This is a genomic window from Klebsiella sp. 2019SCSN059, assembly GCF_021739525.1.
Classification (GTDB): Bacteria; Pseudomonadota; Gammaproteobacteria; order Enterobacterales; family Enterobacteriaceae; genus Klebsiella; species Klebsiella quasipneumoniae.
On sequence record NZ_JAKKOM010000001.1, the window covers coordinates 284814 to 301538 of the forward strand.

Below are 16725 nucleotides of genomic sequence, written 5' to 3' on the forward strand. Positions count from 1 at the left end.
TACACAAACTTTTTTGGGATGAGAATATTTTTTTTACCTGAACGCACTTATTTTTGATCGTTCGCTCAAAGAAGCATCGAATTGGTCAAAATCGCTGAAAAAGGCGAGTGAAAACAGCACGCTTCCATCGGATTCATCTTAGATAATCTCTTATTAAATAGTAAATTCCGATTTGCATTTTTAATAGGAAGAGCTAGTCGATGAATAAAAAAAAGCGCCCCGAGAGGCGCTTTATTAAAAAAAAACCAATTAACCTGTAAATTATTACAGCACGTGCACGGAAGCGGTATTAGTGGTGCCGCTCGGGACTAATGCGCCAGAGACCATCACCACCACGTCGCCTTTGCGCGCGAGGCCGCTCTTCAGCGCCAGATCTTTACCCAGGTGATAGAAATCATCCGTAGAGGCAATCTCTTCCACCAGCTGCGGCACAACGCCCTTGCTCAGCACCAGCTGGCGAGCAGTGGTTTCGTTGGTGGTCAGCGCCAGGATGGTGGCATCCGGGAAGTATTTGCGCACAGCGCGTGCGGATTTACCGCCCTGGGTGGCGACCACGATCAGCGGCGCTTCCAGTTTCTCAGCGGTTTCTACCGCGCCGCGGCACACCGCTTCGGTGATGCGCAGTTTACGGTTGTCGTTGTTGAAATCCAGACGGCTGGTCATGACGCGGTCGGTACGTTCGCAGATGGTCGCCATGATGGTGACCGCTTCCAGCGGGTATTTACCTTTCGCCGATTCGCCGGACAGCATTACCGCATCGGTGCCGTCGAGGATGGCGTTGGCCACGTCGCCGGCTTCAGCGCGGGTCGGACGTGGGTTTTTGATCATGGAGTCCAGCATCTGGGTCGCGGTGATAACCACTTTGCGCGCGCGGATACATTTTTCGATGATCATTTTCTGCGCGAAGATAACTTCTTCAACCGGGATCTCAACGCCCATGTCGCCACGAGCAACCATGATGCCGTCAGAGGCTTCGAGGATTTCGTCGAAGTTGTTCAGGCCTTCCTGGTTTTCGATTTTGGAGATGATCTGGATGTTTTCGCCGCCGTGGGCTTTCAGGTGCTCACGGATCTCGACGACGTCGGAACGCTTACGGATGAAGGAGGCCGCGACGAAGTCGACGCCCTGTTCGCAACCGAAGATCAGGTCCTGTTTGTCTTTTTCCGCCAGCGCCGGCAGGGCGATAGAGACGCCCGGCAGGTTCACGCCTTTGTTCTCGCCAAGGTCGCCGTTGTTCAGCACTTTACAGATAACTTTGTTGCCTTCGATAGCGGTCACTTCCATGCCGATCAGGCCATCGTCCACCAGAACGGTGTTGCCGACGCTCAGGTCAGAGGTGAAGCCTTCATAGGTTACCGCAACGATTTCGCTGTTGCCGATGACCGATTTATCGGTGGTGAAGGTGAAAGTCTGGCCCGCTTTCAGGGAGACGTCGTTGCCGCCTTCCAGCTTGATGGTACGAATTTCCGGTCCTTTGGTGTCCAGCAGAATAGCGGCTTTCTTACCGGTTTTGCTCATCACATTGCGCAGGTTCTGGATGCGCTGACCGTGTTCCGCATAGTCACCGTGGGAGAAGTTCAGACGCATCACGTTCATGCCGGCTTCCAGCATTTTGGTCAGCATCTCTTCAGATTCGGTTTTCGGACCGATGGTGCAAACAATTTTGGTCTTTTTCATGACAGTTTTAGTCTTTAAGTTGTGAAGGATATGGAATTCTCGCTCCGCGGGCGCACTGCCGGGGAGCCAAACCTGTATTACGAAAGTTGCTAAGCCACGCCCTAAGGATAGGTGACAACCCCGAAGCGTGCAGAAGAATGTGTGCTGGCGGTTCAGCCCATGAAATGTGGCAAGGTGTTATGCGTTTTATCATGCAGTCCAATGCGCTGAAACCATTCAAGAAAGAATCGAAGCGCATTATACGCTGGCGAAATCAAAAAGGAAAATAAAAACCTCGTTTCAAATTATGGACAAAACGCGTAACAAAACCGGCACGTTATGCATAAAACTATGCAACACATTTTTTCAACAGGCGGGATGAAAAGGGGCGGCGGAAAGGGAATTTTCTCCCGTCATGAGGCGGTAAAATGCGCCATTGACCCGGTAACGGGAGGATGATTTGCGTTGCCGGAAAAATCTATCAATAATGATTTGATTGATAATGAGAAAATGCGAGCCAGACTCAATGGGAAATAAAGCGAAAGACGACGAGCTGTACCAGGAAATGTGCCGCGTGGTGGGCAAAGTGGTGCTGGAGATGCGTGACCTTGGCCAGGAGCCGAAACACATTGTCATCGCCGGCGTGCTGCGCACCTCGCTGGCGAACAGCAAAATCCAGCGTTCACCGCTCACCGAGGAGGCAATGGCGAAGGTCATTCACGCCCTCTCCGGACACTGACGCCTTTCGCCGGCGGGTCAGGAAATCACGAAGCGGACCACCGCCCGGACGGCAATGTCGCAGTGGTGGGCCACCATCGCTTCATCGTCAATGGCGGGCAGCGGATCGTCAAGGTACAGACTGCTGAAGGTGTAGAAATTCGACACCTGATAAAAGCTAAAGCTGCTGATTAACCGGTGCACATCGCGCGCTTCCAGCCCCGCCTGAAAGACCCCCTGCTGCTGGCCGCGCTGCAAAATGTCTTCCAGAATCGACAGGGCGGTACGATTCAGCGGCTTCAGCTCTCCCGAGGTCTTCAGCCACTTGCCGCGCTGCATGTTCTCCATGCAAATCACCCGCATATAGTCCGCGTGGGTGGCGTGATAGCGCACGCTCCAGCGCACCAGCCGCACCAGCGCCTCTACCGGCGGCACATTCTCCAGCCCCAGCTGCTGCTCGGTTTCGCGGATCCGCGCATACACATGCTGCAGCACCTCCTGATAGAGCTGCTCTTTGCTTTTGAAGTAGTAGACCACCATGCGCTTGGTGGTCTGCGCCTCGGTGGCGATCTGCTCCATGCGGGCGCCTGAAAGCCCGTGTTCGGCAAAGACGGCGATAGCGGCGCTGAAGATCCGCTCCTTCAGCGATTGTGCTTCATCATGAGCAACGGCGGTCATGGCAACTCCTTTTTCTTGGGTGACAAAAAATACACATAATGATCACAATTTAGCAACCTGGTATGGCGCAAATGAACCAAATGATACATATTCAAGGCTCACGTCAGCTGTTGACCCGAGGACCTTATGCTGCGCTCTATCGCCACCGTTTCGATTTCCGGCACCCTGCCAGAGAAGCTGCACGCTATTGCGGCGGCGGGGTATCAGGCTGTGGAAATTTTCGAGAACGATCTGCTCTATTATACGGGGACGCCGGCGGAAATCCGCCAGCTGGCCGCCGATTTAGGGTTAAAAATCACGCTTTTTCAACCCTTTCGCGATTTTGAAGGTGCCAGCCGGGCGCAGTTTGCGGCCAATATGGCCCGCGCCAGACGCAAATTTGCGCTGATGCGCGAGCTGGGCTGCGACACGCTGCTGCTGTGCAGCAATGTGCAGCCGGACTGCTCGGCGGATAGCGAACTGCAGGTGGCGGACCTGCGGGCGCTGGCCACGCTGGCGGAAGAGGAGGGGATCGCTATCGGCTATGAGGCGCTGGCCTGGGGAACCCATGTGAACCGCTGGCAGCAGGCCTGGGAGCGGGTGCAGCGGGTGGACAGCCCGGCGCTGGGCCTGGTGCTCGACAGCTTCCATATCCTGGCCCGGGGCGACACCCTCGACGCGCTGCCATCGGTGCCGGTGGAGAAAATCACCTTCGTTCAGCTCGCCGATGCGCCGTATATGAAAATGGATCTCCTGGAGTGGAGTCGCCATTTCCGCTGCTTCCCCGGGCAGGGGGAGCTGCCGCTGGAGGCGTTTGCCGAGCAGATCACCCGCTGCGGCTATCGCGGCCCCTGGTCGCTGGAGATCTTTAATGACGGTTTTCGCGCCTCGCCGAACGGCGCGACGGCCAAAGATGGCTATCGTTCGCTGCTGTGGCTGGAGGAGCAGACTCGTCGCCGGCTCCCGGCGTGCGATGCCGATCTGTTTTCACCGCCGCCACCGCCGGTCTGTCACGGGCTGGAGTTTATCGAATTCGCCGCCAGCGTCGCCGAGGCGCAGCGCCTGGGGCAGCACCTGCAGGCGCTGGGTTTTCAGCACGAGGGAAGCCACCGCTCCAAACAGGTCACGCTGTGGCGCAACGGCGGGGCGCGGATCGTGATTAACCATCAGCCGCACAGCTGGGCCGATCACTTTTATCAACGCCACGGGGTATCGCTCTGCGCGATGGCGCTGCGGGTCGACAGCAGCGCGCCGATTGTCGCTCGCGCCCGCGCGCTGGGGTATGCCACCTGGCAGGGCGACGCCGGGCCGAACGAAACGCCGATCCCGGCGATCTGCGCCCCTGACGGCAGCCTGGTCTATCTCATCGATGCCGGGGAGGCGATCTACGAGCGCGACTTTCTCCTGCGCGATGGCGTGACGGTGCGCGAAGATTACCTCGGCATCGACCATCTGGCGCTGGGGATGGAAGCCGACAGCCGCGACAACTGGGTGATGTTTTTCCGCACGGTGTTTGGTTTTACGCTCGAACATGAGCAGACGCTGCCGGATCCCTATGGGCTGGTGCGTAGTCTGGCGGTGCGCAGCCCGCAGGGGGAGATCCGCCTGGCGCTGAATATCTCCCAGAGCCGGGCGACGCAGATCGCCCGCTCGGTCGCCTGCTACCAGGGGGCGGGGCTGCAGCATGCCGCCTTTGCCTGCCGCGATCTGCCGGCCACCTGCGACCAGCTCGCCGCGGTTGCCGATCATGCGCTGCCGATCCCGGCCAATTACTATGACGATCTGCTGGCGCGCTTTGGCGGCGAGCTGGACGTCGGGCAGCTCCAGCGGCGGCAGCTCCTCTACGACCGCGATCCGCAGGGCGGTGCGTTCCTGCATCTGTATACCCGGCCCTTCATCGCCGGGCGCTTCTTCTTTGAATTAACCGAACGACGGGCAGGCTACGCGCTCTATGGCGCGGCGAATGCGGCCGTCCGTCTGGCGGCGATGCAGTATTGTTAGCCTGAATCAAATGGTTCATTATGCCTGAAACACAATAACAACACCCTCTGTACCCGAGACAGGAACCGACTATGAGCTCATATAGCCCTAACCCGACGGCCGCCGCCCAGCCAGCCGTCACCGCGCGCCGCTCCCGGCGGCGCATCGGCATTCTTGCGCTGCTGGCCATCGGCACCATGATCAACTACCTCGATCGCACCGTGCTGGGGATCGCCGCCCCAAAGCTGACCGGTGAGCTGGGGATCGACCCTGCGCTCATGGGGATCCTCTTCTCCGCTTTCGCCTGGACCTACGCTCTGGCGCAGATCCCCGGCGGGCTGTTTCTCGACCGTTTTGGCAACAAAGTGACCTATTTTCTGTCGCTGACCCTGTGGTCGCTGTTTACCCTGTTCCACGGCATGGCGGTGGGGCTGAAGACGCTGCTGCTGTGCCGTTTCGGGCTTGGCGTCAGCGAAGCGCCGTGCTTTCCGGTGAACAGCCGGGTGGTCAGCGCCTGGTTCCCGCAGCAGGAGCGCGCGAAGGCCACGGCGGTGTACACCGTGGGGGAATACCTCGGGCTGGCCTGCTTTGCCCCGCTGCTGTTCTGGATCATGGACGGCTTCGGCTGGCGGGTGCTGTTCGTCAGCGTCGGCGTGGTCGGCATTCTGTTCGCCCTGGTGTGGTGGCGCTGCTACCGCGAACCGCATGAAGACCCTCGTCTCAGCCAGCAGGAGCGCGAGCATATCGAAAACGGCGGCGGCCTGAGCGCCCCAGCCGACCAGCAGGTGGCGTTCAGCTGGCCGCTGGTCCGCCAGCTGCTGAGCAAACGTCAGATCATCGGCGCCAGTATCGGCCAGTTTGCCGGCAATACGGTGCTGGTGTTCTTTCTCACCTGGTTTCCCACCTGGCTGGCCACCGAACGCCATATGCCGTGGCTGAAGGTCGGTTTCTTTTCCATCCTGCCGTTTGTCGCCGCCGCCGGCGGGGTGATGTTTGGCGGCTGGATCTCTGACAAGCTGCTTAAAGCCACCGGGTCGGCCAACCTGGGGCGTAAGCTGCCGATCGTCGCCGGCCTGCTGATGGCCAGCTGCATCATCTCCGCCAACTGGCTGCAGAGCGACCTGGCGGTGATCCTGGTGATGTCGTTTGCCTTTTTTGGCCAGGGGATGGTGGGCCTCGGCTGGACGCTGATCTCCGACATCGCCCCGAAGGGGCTGGGCGGGCTCACCGGCGGCCTGTTCAACTTTTGCGCCAACCTCGCGGGGATCCTCACCCCGCTGGTGATCGGCTTTATCGTCGCCGGGTTCGGCAATTTCTTCTACGCGTTGATCTACATCGGCGGCGCCGCGCTGCTGGGCGTGGCGGCCTATCTGTTTATCCTCGGCGACGTCAAACGTATCGAGTTATCGCAGTAAGCAAAGGAGCAAGGCATGGTGATAAGTGGGAATACGCGGCTGATAGCGCATCTTGGCTATCCGACCGCCAGTTTTAAGGCGCCGATGATCTACAACCCGTGGTTTGTCGACCAGCAGGTGGACGTGAAGGTGGTGCCAATGGGCGTCAGGCCGGAGGACTATGCCGCGTTTATTCCGCCGCTGTTTACGATGACCAATATCATCGGCGCGCTGGTGACGATGCCGCATAAAATCGCCACCTGCGATCTGGTGCAACGCCTGAGCCCGACGGCGGCTATCGCCGGCGCCTGCAACGCCATCCGTCGCGAGGCGGACGGCAGCCTCTTCGGGGACATGTTCGATGGCGACGGCTTTGTGCTGGGCCTGCGCCGTAAGGGATTTCAGCCTGAGGGGACGCGGGCGCTGGTGGTCGGCAGCGGCGGGGTGGGGTCGGCTATCGCCGCCTCCCTTGCGGCTGCAGGGGTCAGCGCCCTGACCCTGTACGATACCCGTCCCGAGGTGGCGCACGCTCTCGCTGGACGGCTGCATCAGCACTATCCCCAGCTCGATATCACTCTGATGCAGCACGATCCTGCCGGACACGAGCTGGTGGTCAACGCCACGCCGCTGGGAATGAAGGTCAGCGATCCGCTGCCGCTGGACGTTGACCGCCTGGCGCCAGGCACCTGGGTGGGGGAGGTGGTGATGACCCAGGAGTATACTCCGTTGCTGAGAGCCGCCCAGGCGCGACAGTGCCACATCCAGCGCGGGACCGACATGCTGTTTGAAATGATCCCTGCCTATCTGCGCTTTTTCGACCTGCCGGTAGCCACCCCCGAACAGCTGCGGGCGCTGGCGGAAATTCGCTACTGACGCGACGCCCATCCGGCCGCACCGCGCAGTGTGGCCGGGTTTATCATCACGTTATCTGCAGGCGGTTTCTCACATGCCAACGGACGTTCAGGGCATTTCGTACCACACTTCTTCATCCTCCATGCGGGCTTCTATCTGGCCCGCCACCCTCTGCAGCGCGGAGAGATGCTTCTGCGCCGCCTGCTCAATGGTCATGGCGCTGGCGATATAGACCAGGTTGAGGCAGCCGATGACCCGCTGCTGGCTGCAGACCGGCACGGCGATAGAGGCGATTTTCTCCTCCTGCCGCCAGCCGCGGAAATTTTCACCATAGCCGTTCTGGCGGGTGCGGGCGAGGATCGCCGCCAGCCGTTCCGGTTCGCGAGCCAGCTGATACTCTGCTTCCGGACGGGCGGCCAGCATGCTGAGAATGGCGTCGCGCTCCGCGTCGGGGGCAAAGGCCAGCCACGTCAGACCGGAGGCGGTGAGCAGCAGCGGCAGTCGCCGTCCGACCATCGCCCGGTGAAACGACAGCCGACTGAAGCGGTGGGTGGTTTCGCGCACCACCATGGCGTCGACGTCGAGGGTGGTGATATCCGTCGGCCACTGGACCTCGCGCAGCAGTTCCCCGAGCAGCGGCGTGGCGAGGGCAGAAATCCAATGTTCGTCACGAAATCCGTCGCTCAGCTGGCGGACGTTAATGGTCAGACGAAAGCTGTCATCGGAACGGCTGCGGCGGACAAAACCTTCCTCCTGCAGCGTCTCCAGCAGCCGGCGCACGGTGGTGCGATGCAGGCCGCTAAACTCCGCCAGCAGGCCGGGCGTCGCGCCGCCGTCGAATTTATTTAACAATTTTAATAACAATAAACCCCGGCTTAATCCGCGCACCGTTTTGTACTCAGTGGCCCCATCATCACGCATAAATCCTTCCTTAAAATGCTTTATAAACAGTGATGTGCACCTGGTGCACATTCAGCGATGTTTTGATTGTAGCCGAAAACACCCGCCCTATACTCAGCCCATTATAAAAATACGTTTACACATGATTAACAAATTGCCTGTCAGCCGGGCAGTTTCCGAGTCGTGAGGTCGCTAAGAATGACAACATCTACACCCGATATTCAACCCGCCGTGCAGCATACCGCCCAGGTCGCCATTGCCGGCGCCGGTCCGGTAGGCCTGATGATGGCCAACTACCTTGGCCAGATGGGCATCAGCGTGCTGTTGGTGGAAAAGCTCGACAAACTGATCGATTACCCGCGGGCCATCGGTATTGACGATGAATCGCTGCGGGCGATGCAGGCGGTGGGGCTGGTGGATGACGTGCTGCCGCACACCACGCCGTGGCACGCCATGCGCTTTCTGACCCCGAAGGGCCGCTGCTTTGCCGACATCCAGCCGATGACCGATGAGTTTGGCTGGTCGCGGCGCAATGCCTTTATTCAGCCGCAGGTGGATGCGGTGATGTATCACGGCCTGCAGCGTTTCCCGCAGGTCCGTTGCCTCTTTTCCCGCGAGGTGGAAGCCTTTAGCCAGAGCAGTGACAGTGTCACGTTAAATATCAAAGGACCGGACGGCGAGCGGGAGACGGTGCGCGCTGACTGGCTGGTGGCCTGCGACGGCGGCGCCAGCTTTATTCGCCGCACGCTGAACGTCCCTTTCGAAGGCAAGACCGCGCCGAACCAGTGGATCGTCATCGATATCGCCAACGATCCGCTGGCCACCCCGCACGTCTACCTGTGCTGCGACCCGGTGCGGCCCTATGTTTCCGCCGCGCTGCCCCACGGCGTGCGCCGCTTTGAATTTATGGTGATGCCCGGGGAAACCGAAGCCCAGCTCAGCGAGCCGCACAATATGCGCCGTCTGCTGAGCAAAGTGCTGCCGGACCCGGATCGCGTCGAGCTGATCCGCCAGCGGGTCTACACCCATAACGCGCGCCTTGCCGAGCGCTTTCGCATTGACCGGGTGCTGCTGGCCGGCGACGCCGCGCACATCATGCCGGTCTGGCAGGGCCAGGGATACAACAGCGGCATGCGTGACGCCTTCAACCTGGCGTGGAAGCTGGCGCTGGTGGTCAACGGCAAAGCGGGAGAGGCGCTGCTTGACAGCTACCAGCAGGAGCGTCGCGACCACGCGAAGGCGATGATTGACCTGTCGGTCACCGCCGGTCACGTGCTGGCGCCGCCGAAGCGCTGGCAGGGCGCGGCGCGCGATGGCCTCTCCTGGCTGCTGAACTACCTGCCGCCGGTGAAACGTTACTTCCTCGAAATGCGCTTTAAGCCGATGCCGCAGTATCGCGAAGGGGCGCTGCTGACCGACGGCGCAGGCAAAGCCTCGCCGGTGGGCAAAATGTTTATTCAACCGCAGGTGACGCTGGAGAACGGCGAGAGTCTCCTGCTCGATGAGGTTATCGGAGCGAATTTCGCCATTATCGGCTGGGGCTGCAACCCGCAGTGGGGGCTCGACGCCGGGCAGATCGCCCGCTGGCGCGCGATAGGGGTGCGCTTTATCCAGGTCGTGCCGGAGGTGCAGATCCATCGCGAGCAGGATAACGCCCCGGGCACGCTGCGGGTGGGGGATAAGCAAAACCGTCTGAAGAGCTGGTTTGCGCAACATAACACCGCCATCGCCGTGGTCAGGCCGGACCGCTTTGTCGCCGCTCTCGCTATCCCGCAAACCCTCGGCGCGCAGCTGACCGCCCTGGCGGAAAAAATGACCCTTGCGTCCGGGGATACCGGTCACGCTGAAGAGAAGGTGGCCTGATATGCATGCCTATTTACACTGTCTGTCGCACACCCCGCTGGTGGGATTCGTTGACCCGGAGCAGGCGGTCCTCGATGAGGTGAACGGGGTGGTTGCCGACGCCCGGCGGCGGATCGCTGAATTCGATCCCGAGCTGGTGGTGCTCTTCGCCCCCGATCACTACAACGGTTTTTTCTATGACGTGATGCCGCCGTTCTGCCTGGGCGTCGGCGCCACCGCCATCGGCGACTTCGCCAGCGCCGCCGGCGACCTGCCGGTGCCCACCGAGCTGGCGGAAGCCTGCGCCCACGCCGTGATCAACAGCGGTATCGACCTGGCGGTGTCGTACAACATGCAGGTGGACCATGGCTTCGCCCAGCCGCTGGAGTTTTTGCTGGGTGGGCTGGATCGCCTGCCGGTGCTGCCGGTGTTTATTAACGGCGTCGCCGCGCCGCTGCCGGGTTTTCAACGCACCCGGCTGCTGGGCGCGGCGATGGGCCGCTTCCTCAACACCCTCAATAAGCGGGTGCTGATCCTCGGCTCTGGCGGGCTTTCGCACCAGCCGCCGGTGCCGGAGCTGGCGAAGGCGGACGCCCATCTGCGCGACCGCCTGCTCGGCAGCGGCAAACAGCTGCCGCCGGACGAACGCGAGCTGCGCCAGCAGCGGGTGATCAGCGCCGCCCGACGGTTTACCGAAGACCAGCGCTCGCTCCATCCCCTCAACCCGGTCTGGGACAACCGCTTTATGAGCCTGCTGGAGCAGGGGCGGCTGAGCGAACTGGACGCGATCGGCAACGACGAGCTGTCGGCGATGGCCGGCAAATCGACGCACGAAATTAAGACCTGGGTGGCCGCCTTTGCCGCGCTATCCGCTTTTGGCCGCTGGCGCAGCGAAGGCCGCTATTACCGGCCGATCCCCGAGTGGATCGCCGGATTCGGCTCGCTGAGCGCCACCACCGAGATTTGATTAACCGGGAGACTAACATGAGCTATCAACCGCAAACCGAAGACGCCACCAGCCGATTCCTCAACGTCGACGAGGGAGGCCGCACGCTGCGCATCCATATCAATGACTGCGGCGACGGGGAAGAGACCGTGGTGATGCTGCACGGCTCCGGGCCGGGGGCCACCGGCTGGGCCAACTTCAGCCGCAACATTGACCCGCTGGTCGAGGCGGGCTATCGCGTGCTGCTCCTGGACTGTCCGGGGTGGGGGAAGAGCGATTCGATCGTCAACAGCGGTTCGCGTTCGGATCTCAACGCCCGCATTTTGAAAAGCGTGGTCGATCAGCTGGGGATCGATAAAGTCCATCTGCTGGGCAACTCGATGGGCGGTCACAGCGCGGTGGCCTTCACCCTGAGCTGGCCGGAGCGGGTGGCGAAGCTGGTGCTGATGGGCGGGGGAACCGGCGGCATGAGCCTGTTCACGCCGATGCCGACGGAGGGCATCAAACTGCTGAACGCCCTGTACCGCGAGCCGACCATTGAAAACCTGAAGAAGATGATGAGCATTTTCGTCTTCGACACCCGTGACCTCACCGACGCGCTGTTCGAGGCGCGGCTGAACAATATGCTGTCGCGCCGCGACCATCTGGACAACTTCGTCAAGAGCCTCGAAGCCAACCCGAAACAATTCCCTGACTTTGGCCCGCGGCTCGGCGAGATCGCTGCGCAAACTCTCATCGTCTGGGGACGCAATGACCGCTTCGTGCCGATGGACGCCGGACTACGCCTGCTCGCCGGGATCGCCGGCTCTGAGCTGCATATTTACCGCGACTGCGGCCACTGGGCGCAGTGGGAACATGCCGACAGTTTTAATCAGCTGGTGCTCAATTTCCTCGCACGGGCTTAAGGAGTGATGATGACTATTTCTCTTGACGCGCTGGCGCAACAGTTGCGCGACGCCGAACGGACCGGCCAGGCGATCGCCCCGCTGCGCGATATCCTCGGCGTCGACAACGCCGACGCCGCCTACGCTATCCAGCGCCTGAACGTGCAGCACCATGTGGCCCATGGCCGACGGGTGGTGGGCCGCAAGGTAGGCCTGACCCATCCCAAAGTGCAGCAGCAGCTGGGGGTCAACCAGCCGGATTTCGGCACCCTGTTTGCCGACATGTGCTACGGCGACAACGCCGATGTGCCGTTTGGCCGCGTGCTGCAGCCCAAGGTGGAGGCCGAGATCGCCCTGGTGCTGAAACATGATCTGCCCCATGCCGATACCACTTTTGATGAGCTGTATAACGCCATCGAATGGGTGCTGCCGGCGCTGGAGGTGGTGGGCAGCCGCATTCGCGACTGGTCAATCGGCTTTGTCGACACCGTCGCCGATAACGCCTCTTGCGGCCTGTACGTCATCGGCGGCCCGGCGCAGCGACCGGCGGGTCTGGATCTGAAAGCGTGCGCCATGCAGATGACCCGCAACCAGGAGCAGGTCTCCAGCGGCCGGGGCAGCGAGTGCCTGGGGCATCCGCTGAACGCCGCGGTGTGGCTGGCGCGCAAGATGGCCAGCCTCGGCGAACCGCTGCGGGCGGGGGATATCGTGCTGACCGGGGCGTTAGGCCCGATGGTGGCGATTAACGAGGGGGACAGCTTTGTCGCCCATATTGAAGGTATTGGCTCAGTCGCGGCACGCTTCGTCGCCGCCGGAGAAGGACATCGTGATGCGTAAACGTAAAGTCGCCATTATCGGCTCCGGGAATATCGGCACCGATTTAATGATTAAAATTCTGCGCCACGGCCAGCATCTGGAGATGGCGGTGATGGTCGGCATCGATCCGCAGTCGGATGGCCTGGCCCGCGCCCGGCGCATGGGCGTCGCGACCACCCACGAAGGGGTCGGCGGCCTGATGCAGATGGCGGAGTTTGCCGATATCGACTTTGTCTTCGACGCCACCAGCGCCGGCGCGCACGTCAAAAACGATGCCGCGCTGCGCGAAGCGAAGCCAGGGATCCGCGTCATCGACCTGACGCCGGCGGCGATTGGCCCGTACTGCGTGCCGGTGGTCAACCTTGAGGCCAATCTCCACCAGGGCAACGTCAATATGGTGACCTGCGGCGGGCAGGCCACCATCCCGATGGTCGCCGCGGTCTCGCGGGTGGCGAAGGTGCATTACGCGGAGATCGTGGCCTCCATCGCCAGTCAATCCGCCGGGCCGGGGACGCGAGCGAATATTGACGAATTCACTGAAACCACCTCGCAGGCGATTGAAAAGGTCGGCGGCGCGGGCAAGGGCAAGGCGATTATCGTGCTGAACCCAGCGGAGCCGCCGCTGATGATGCGCGATACCGTGTATGTGCTGAGCGAGATGGCGTCCCAGGAGGCGATTGCCGCCTCGATCGCCGAGATGGCGGCGGCGGTGCAGGCTTACGTGCCTGGCTACCGGCTGAAGCAGCAGGTGCAGTTTGAGGTTATCCCCGAGGATAATCCGGTCAACCTGCCCGGCGTGGGCCGTTTTTCCGGACTGAAAACCGCGGTTTACCTCGAAGTGGAAGGGGCGGCGCACTATCTGCCGGCGTACGCCGGCAACCTCGATATTATGACCTCGGCGGCGCTGGCGACGGCGGAGAAAATGGCCGGGGCAATGAACAGCGCGGCGGGAGCGACAGCATGAACGGTAAAAAACTCTACATTTCGGATGTGACGCTGCGCGATGGTATGCATGCGATTCGTCACCAGTATTCCCTGGCGCAGGTGCAGCAGATTGCCGGCGCGCTGGATAAGGCGGGGGTGGACTCCATCGAAGTCGCCCACGGCGATGGGCTACAGGGATCGAGCTTCAACTACGGCTTTGGCGCCCACAGCGATATCGCCTGGATTGAAGCGGCGGCGGAGGCGGTCAGCCAGGCGAAAATCGCCACCTTGCTGCTGCCGGGCATCGGCACCCTGCACGACCTGAAAGCCGCGTATCAGGCCGGGGCGCGGGTGGTGCGGGTCGCCACCCACTGCAGCGAAGCGGACGTCGCGGCGCAGCATATTGCCTTTGCCCGCGAGCTGGGGATGGACACCGTCGGTTTTCTGATGATGAGCCATATGATCTCACCACAGGCGCTGGCGCAGCAGGCGCTGAAGATGGAATCCTATGGGGCGACCTGCATCTACGTTGTGGATTCCGGCGGAGCGATGAACATGAACGACATTCGCGATCGCTTCCGCGCGCTGAAGGCGGTGCTGAAGCCGGAGACCGCCACCGGGATGCATGCCCACCATAACCTGAGCCTCGGGGTGGCTAACTCTATCGCCGCGGTGGAAGAGGGCTGCGACCGGATCGACGCCAGCCTGGCCGGGATGGGGGCGGGGGCGGGCAATGCGCCGCTGGAGGTATTTATTGCCGCCGCCGACAAGCTCGGCTGGCGGCATGGCACCGACCTCTACGCGCTGATGAATGCCGCCGACGAGCTGGTGCGGCCGCTGCAGGACCGCCCGGTGCGCGTCGACCGCGAAACGCTGGCGCTGGGCTACGCCGGGGTCTACTCCAGCTTCCTGCGCCACAGCGAAGCGGCGGCGGCGCGCTATGGCCTCAGCGCGGTGGATATTCTCGTCGAGCTGGGCAAACGGCGGATGGTCGGCGGCCAGGAGGATATGATCGTCGACGTCGCGCTGGATCTGCTTAACCGCCAAAAATAACAACGGGCGGCTGACCATGCATCAGCCGCCCATCACCTGCTCCGCTTGTCCGGCTATCGCAAAGGTACCCTATGACCAAGATAACGACCGCAAACTCCTCGCGCCTGGTGGTCACCATCGGGCTCTGTTTTATGGTGGCCCTGATGGAGGGGCTGGATCTGCAGGCGGCGGGGATCGCCGCCGTCGGCATGGCGCAGGCCTTTGCGCTGGATAAAATGCAGATGGGCTGGATCTTCAGCGCCGGGATCCTCGGCCTGCTGCCCGGCGCGCTGGTGGGCGGCATGCTGGCGGACCGCCACGGGCGCAAACGCATCCTGCTGGGCTCGGTGCTGCTGTTTGGCCTGTTCTCGCTGGCCACCGCGGTGGCCTGGAGCTTCCCGACGCTGCTGCTGGCGCGCCTGCTCACCGGCGTCGGGCTGGGGGCGGCATTGCCGAACCTGATTGCCTTAACCTCGGAAGCCGCTGGCCCGCGTTTTCGCGGCCGGGCAGTGAGCCTGATGTACTGCGGGGTGCCCATTGGCGCCGCGCTGGCGGCGGCGCTGGGGTTCTCTGGCCTTGCCGCGGCCTGGCAGACCATCTTCTGGATTGGCGGCGTGGTTCCGCTGCTGCTGATCCCGCTGCTGATGCGCTGGCTGCCGGAATCGCTGGCGTTTCAACGCGTGGAGACCAGCGTGCCGCTGCGCACCCTGTTTGCCCCGGGGCATGCCGCCGCCACGCTGCTGCTGTGGCTGGGCTATTTCTTCACTCTGCTGGTGGTCTATATGCTGATCAACTGGCTGCCGATGCTGCTGGTAGGCCAGGGATTCAGCGCCAGCCAGGCGGCGGGGGTGATGTTCTCTCTGCAGATCGGCGCCGCCTGCGGCACCCTGCTGCTGGGGGCGCTGATGGATAAGCTTACTCCGTTGCGCATGTCGCTGCTGATATACAGCGGCATTCTGGCGTCGCTGCTGGCGCTGGGCAGCGCATCGTCGCTGAGCGGGATGCTGCTGGCGGGGTTTGTCGCCGGGCTGTTCGCCACCGGCGGCCAGAGCGTGCTCTACGCGCTGGCGCCGCTCTTCTATCCCGCGGCGATCCGCGCCACCGGGGTCGGCACCGCCGTGGCGGTGGGACGCCTGGGGGCGATGAGCGGTCCGCTGCTGGCCGGCAAGATGCTGGCCCTCGGCACCGGCACCGTCGGGGTGATGGCGGCCTCAGCGCCGGGCATTGTGCTGGCCGGCGTGGCGGTATTCTGGCTGATGCATCGCCAGCAGCGCGCGGCCATTGTCTGAAGCCTGTCCGGCGGTCCGGCGAAAAAATGCCGGGCCGCCGCCTTGCCTCTGCGCGTGCCCTGGCCTAAGGTAAGACATCATTCTCTGTCGCTTATCGTCTCTATGGCTTACCGCTCCCGCTTGCTCGACGCTATCCCTGGCATCCGCCACGCGTTTCTCGATGTCCACGAAACCGCCGCCTTTCCCTATGCCGAAATGGCGCCGGTGAAGCTGGTCCATGGCAATGAGGTTCATCATTATCAGCAGCCGCTGCCGACGCGCCCGCATGCCGACGCGGTGTTTACCGCCGTCGCCGGGCAAAAGGTGGGGGTGGTAACCGCCGACTGCCTGCCGATACTGATCGCCTCGCGCGACGGTCGCTTCATCTGCAGCGTGCATGCCGGCTGGCAGGGGCTGGCCAGCGGCATTGTCGACAACAGTCTGGCGACTTTTCGCCAGCAGGGGGCGGCGCTGGCCGATCTGGTCATCGCCGTGGGGCCGCATATTCACCCTTGCTGTTACGAAGTCTCCGCCGGATTTTATCAGCAACTGCTGGACCAGCCCGGCGGTGACCGGGTGGCCCGGCACCGCCAGCGGCTGTTCCATTCCCGTTCTGGCCCGGTCAGCGATCCGCTCAAAGCCGCGACGCGCGGCAGCGATAATCTGTGGTTTGATCTGCGCGCTTTCGCTGAAGCGATCTTCGCAGAGGCGGGGGTGGCGTCAACGAGCGTTGAATGGCTGGGGAGCTGCACCTATTGCACGCCGCAGTCGCTGGGCTCCTACCGGCGCCGGACCCATTTTCCGGCGCCGAAGAGCTTTCAGTACTCGTGGATCATGCGTGAGGCCTGAGTCGCGCT

Annotated in this window: 17 protein-coding genes; 13 read left to right on the forward strand and 4 right to left on the reverse strand. The window is 62.2% G+C overall.

Annotated features, from left to right (window positions below; genetic code table 11):
- Nucleotides 1–264: 264 nt before the first annotated feature.
- Both pykF and ynhH read right to left on the reverse strand, forming a co-directional pair.
- Nucleotides 265–1677 carry a pyruvate kinase PykF gene (pykF, locus tag L2I46_RS01455; RefSeq protein WP_023290071.1) on the reverse strand — a complete coding sequence of 471 codons (1413 nt, stop codon included), beginning with the start codon at nucleotides 1675–1677 and terminating at the stop codon, nucleotides 265–267.
- A 7-nt stretch (nucleotides 1678–1684) separates the two neighbouring features.
- On the reverse strand, nucleotides 1685–1870 hold the full coding sequence (gene ynhH / locus L2I46_RS29690; RefSeq protein WP_418133804.1) for a protein YnhH: 186 nt from the start codon (nucleotides 1868–1870) through the stop codon (nucleotides 1685–1687).
- Between ynhH and L2I46_RS01460 the strand changes: the two genes are divergently transcribed.
- Both L2I46_RS01460 and fumD read left to right on the forward strand, forming a co-directional pair.
- Nucleotides 1815–1946: a hypothetical protein gene (locus tag L2I46_RS01460; RefSeq protein ID WP_032428887.1), complete on the forward strand. Its 132-nt coding sequence runs from the start codon at nucleotides 1815–1817 to the stop codon at nucleotides 1944–1946. The genes ynhH and L2I46_RS01460 overlap by 56 nt on opposite strands.
- A gap of 236 nt (nucleotides 1947–2182) precedes the next feature.
- Nucleotides 2183–2395 carry a fumarate hydratase FumD gene (gene fumD / locus L2I46_RS01465; protein WP_004203074.1) on the forward strand — a complete coding sequence of 71 codons (213 nt, stop codon included), beginning with the start codon at nucleotides 2183–2185 and terminating at the stop codon, nucleotides 2393–2395.
- Between the two features lie 17 nt (nucleotides 2396–2412).
- On the opposite strand, the gene L2I46_RS01470 is transcribed toward fumD, so the two are convergent.
- Entirely contained in the window at nucleotides 2413–3051 is a 639-nt protein-coding gene (locus L2I46_RS01470; RefSeq protein WP_023290070.1) for a TetR/AcrR family transcriptional regulator, read from the reverse strand.
- Nucleotides 3052–3177: 126 nt separating this feature from the next.
- Between L2I46_RS01470 and L2I46_RS01475 the strand changes: the two genes are divergently transcribed.
- From L2I46_RS01475 to L2I46_RS01485, 3 genes are all read left to right on the forward strand, one after another.
- Nucleotides 3178–5031 carry a bifunctional sugar phosphate isomerase/epimerase/4-hydroxyphenylpyruvate dioxygenase family protein gene (locus tag L2I46_RS01475; protein WP_105490697.1) on the forward strand — a complete coding sequence of 618 codons (1854 nt, stop codon included), beginning with the start codon at nucleotides 3178–3180 and terminating at the stop codon, nucleotides 5029–5031.
- A 71-nt stretch (nucleotides 5032–5102) separates the two neighbouring features.
- Nucleotides 5103–6425, forward strand: a complete 1323-nt coding sequence (locus L2I46_RS01480) for an MFS transporter (protein WP_023290068.1) — start codon at nucleotides 5103–5105, stop codon at nucleotides 6423–6425.
- Nucleotides 6426–6440: 15 nt separating this feature from the next.
- Nucleotides 6441–7277 carry a shikimate dehydrogenase family protein gene (locus tag L2I46_RS01485; RefSeq protein WP_105490696.1) on the forward strand — a complete coding sequence of 279 codons (837 nt, stop codon included), beginning with the start codon at nucleotides 6441–6443 and terminating at the stop codon, nucleotides 7275–7277.
- Between the two features lie 87 nt (nucleotides 7278–7364).
- Here L2I46_RS01485 and L2I46_RS01490 read toward each other — a convergent pair whose 3' ends face one another.
- Nucleotides 7365–8177, reverse strand: a complete 813-nt coding sequence (locus tag L2I46_RS01490; RefSeq protein WP_023290066.1) for a DNA-binding transcriptional regulator — start codon at nucleotides 8175–8177, stop codon at nucleotides 7365–7367.
- A gap of 177 nt (nucleotides 8178–8354) precedes the next feature.
- Between L2I46_RS01490 and L2I46_RS01495 the strand changes: the two genes are divergently transcribed.
- The 8 genes from L2I46_RS01495 to L2I46_RS01530 all read left to right on the forward strand — a co-directional run bounded on the left by L2I46_RS01495 (nucleotide 8355) and on the right by L2I46_RS01530 (nucleotide 16717).
- Nucleotides 8355–10019 carry a bifunctional 3-(3-hydroxy-phenyl)propionate/3-hydroxycinnamic acid hydroxylase gene (locus L2I46_RS01495; RefSeq protein WP_236947483.1) on the forward strand — a complete coding sequence of 555 codons (1665 nt, stop codon included), beginning with the start codon at nucleotides 8355–8357 and terminating at the stop codon, nucleotides 10017–10019.
- Between the two features lies 1 nt (nucleotide 10020).
- Entirely contained in the window at nucleotides 10021–10965 is a 945-nt protein-coding gene (gene mhpB / locus L2I46_RS01500; RefSeq protein WP_236947484.1) for a 2,3-dihydroxyphenylpropionate/2,3-dihydroxicinnamic acid 1,2-dioxygenase, read from the forward strand.
- A 17-nt stretch (nucleotides 10966–10982) separates the two neighbouring features.
- Nucleotides 10983–11849: a 2-hydroxy-6-oxonona-2,4-dienedioate hydrolase gene (mhpC, locus tag L2I46_RS01505; RefSeq protein WP_048297720.1), complete on the forward strand. Its 867-nt coding sequence runs from the start codon at nucleotides 10983–10985 to the stop codon at nucleotides 11847–11849.
- Between the two features lie 9 nt (nucleotides 11850–11858).
- Nucleotides 11859–12665, forward strand: a complete 807-nt coding sequence (mhpD, locus tag L2I46_RS01510) for a 2-keto-4-pentenoate hydratase (RefSeq protein WP_101861719.1) — start codon at nucleotides 11859–11861, stop codon at nucleotides 12663–12665.
- Complete coding sequence (mhpF, locus tag L2I46_RS01515; RefSeq protein ID WP_085550995.1) at nucleotides 12658–13608, forward strand: acetaldehyde dehydrogenase; 951 nt, start codon at nucleotides 12658–12660, stop codon at nucleotides 13606–13608. The genes mhpD and mhpF overlap by 8 nt, the downstream gene beginning before the upstream one ends.
- A complete protein-coding gene (mhpE, locus tag L2I46_RS01520) occupies nucleotides 13605–14621 on the forward strand; it encodes a 4-hydroxy-2-oxovalerate aldolase (protein ID WP_032453226.1) in 1017 nt (338 codons plus the stop codon). Before mhpF ends, mhpE begins: the two co-directional genes overlap by 4 nt.
- Nucleotides 14622–14692: 71 nt before the next feature.
- Nucleotides 14693–15889, forward strand: coding sequence for a 3-(3-hydroxy-phenyl)propionate transporter MhpT (gene mhpT / locus L2I46_RS01525; RefSeq protein WP_102004445.1), 1197 nt, complete (start codon nucleotides 14693–14695; stop codon nucleotides 15887–15889).
- A 102-nt stretch (nucleotides 15890–15991) separates the two neighbouring features.
- Nucleotides 15992–16717 carry a polyphenol oxidase family protein gene (locus tag L2I46_RS01530; RefSeq protein WP_194859614.1) on the forward strand — a complete coding sequence of 242 codons (726 nt, stop codon included), beginning with the start codon at nucleotides 15992–15994 and terminating at the stop codon, nucleotides 16715–16717.
- Nucleotides 16718–16725 lie beyond the last annotated feature (8 nt).

What these genes read in the sequence shown, in the direction of transcription:
- L2I46_RS01490 (WP_023290066.1), bottom strand. Translation starts at nt 8,177, where the DNA reads ATGCGTGATGATGGGGCCACTGAGTACAAAACGGTGCGCGGATTAAGC.
- mhpD (WP_101861719.1), top strand. Translation starts at nt 11,859, where the DNA reads ATGACTATTTCTCTTGACGCGCTGGCGCAACAGTTGCGCGACGCCGAA.
- mhpT (WP_102004445.1), top strand. Translation starts at nt 14,693, where the DNA reads ATGACCAAGATAACGACCGCAAACTCCTCGCGCCTGGTGGTCACCATC.
- L2I46_RS01475 (WP_105490697.1), top strand. Translation starts at nt 3,178, where the DNA reads ATGCTGCGCTCTATCGCCACCGTTTCGATTTCCGGCACCCTGCCAGAG.
- fumD (WP_004203074.1), top strand. Translation starts at nt 2,183, where the DNA reads ATGGGAAATAAAGCGAAAGACGACGAGCTGTACCAGGAAATGTGCCGC.
- L2I46_RS01480 (WP_023290068.1), top strand. Translation starts at nt 5,103, where the DNA reads ATGAGCTCATATAGCCCTAACCCGACGGCCGCCGCCCAGCCAGCCGTC.
- pykF (WP_023290071.1), bottom strand. Translation starts at nt 1,677, where the DNA reads ATGAAAAAGACCAAAATTGTTTGCACCATCGGTCCGAAAACCGAATCT.
- ynhH (WP_418133804.1), bottom strand. Translation starts at nt 1,870, where the DNA reads ATGATAAAACGCATAACACCTTGCCACATTTCATGGGCTGAACCGCCA.
- mhpF (WP_085550995.1), top strand. Translation starts at nt 12,658, where the DNA reads ATGCGTAAACGTAAAGTCGCCATTATCGGCTCCGGGAATATCGGCACC.
- mhpE (WP_032453226.1), top strand. Translation starts at nt 13,605, where the DNA reads ATGAACGGTAAAAAACTCTACATTTCGGATGTGACGCTGCGCGATGGT.
- L2I46_RS01470 (WP_023290070.1), bottom strand. Translation starts at nt 3,051, where the DNA reads ATGACCGCCGTTGCTCATGATGAAGCACAATCGCTGAAGGAGCGGATC.
- mhpB (WP_236947484.1), top strand. Translation starts at nt 10,021, where the DNA reads ATGCATGCCTATTTACACTGTCTGTCGCACACCCCGCTGGTGGGATTC.
- mhpC (WP_048297720.1), top strand. Translation starts at nt 10,983, where the DNA reads ATGAGCTATCAACCGCAAACCGAAGACGCCACCAGCCGATTCCTCAAC.
- L2I46_RS01530 (WP_194859614.1), top strand. Translation starts at nt 15,992, where the DNA reads ATGGCTTACCGCTCCCGCTTGCTCGACGCTATCCCTGGCATCCGCCAC.
- L2I46_RS01485 (WP_105490696.1), top strand. Translation starts at nt 6,441, where the DNA reads ATGGTGATAAGTGGGAATACGCGGCTGATAGCGCATCTTGGCTATCCG.
- L2I46_RS01495 (WP_236947483.1), top strand. Translation starts at nt 8,355, where the DNA reads ATGACAACATCTACACCCGATATTCAACCCGCCGTGCAGCATACCGCC.
- L2I46_RS01460 (WP_032428887.1), top strand. Translation starts at nt 1,815, where the DNA reads ATGTGTGCTGGCGGTTCAGCCCATGAAATGTGGCAAGGTGTTATGCGT.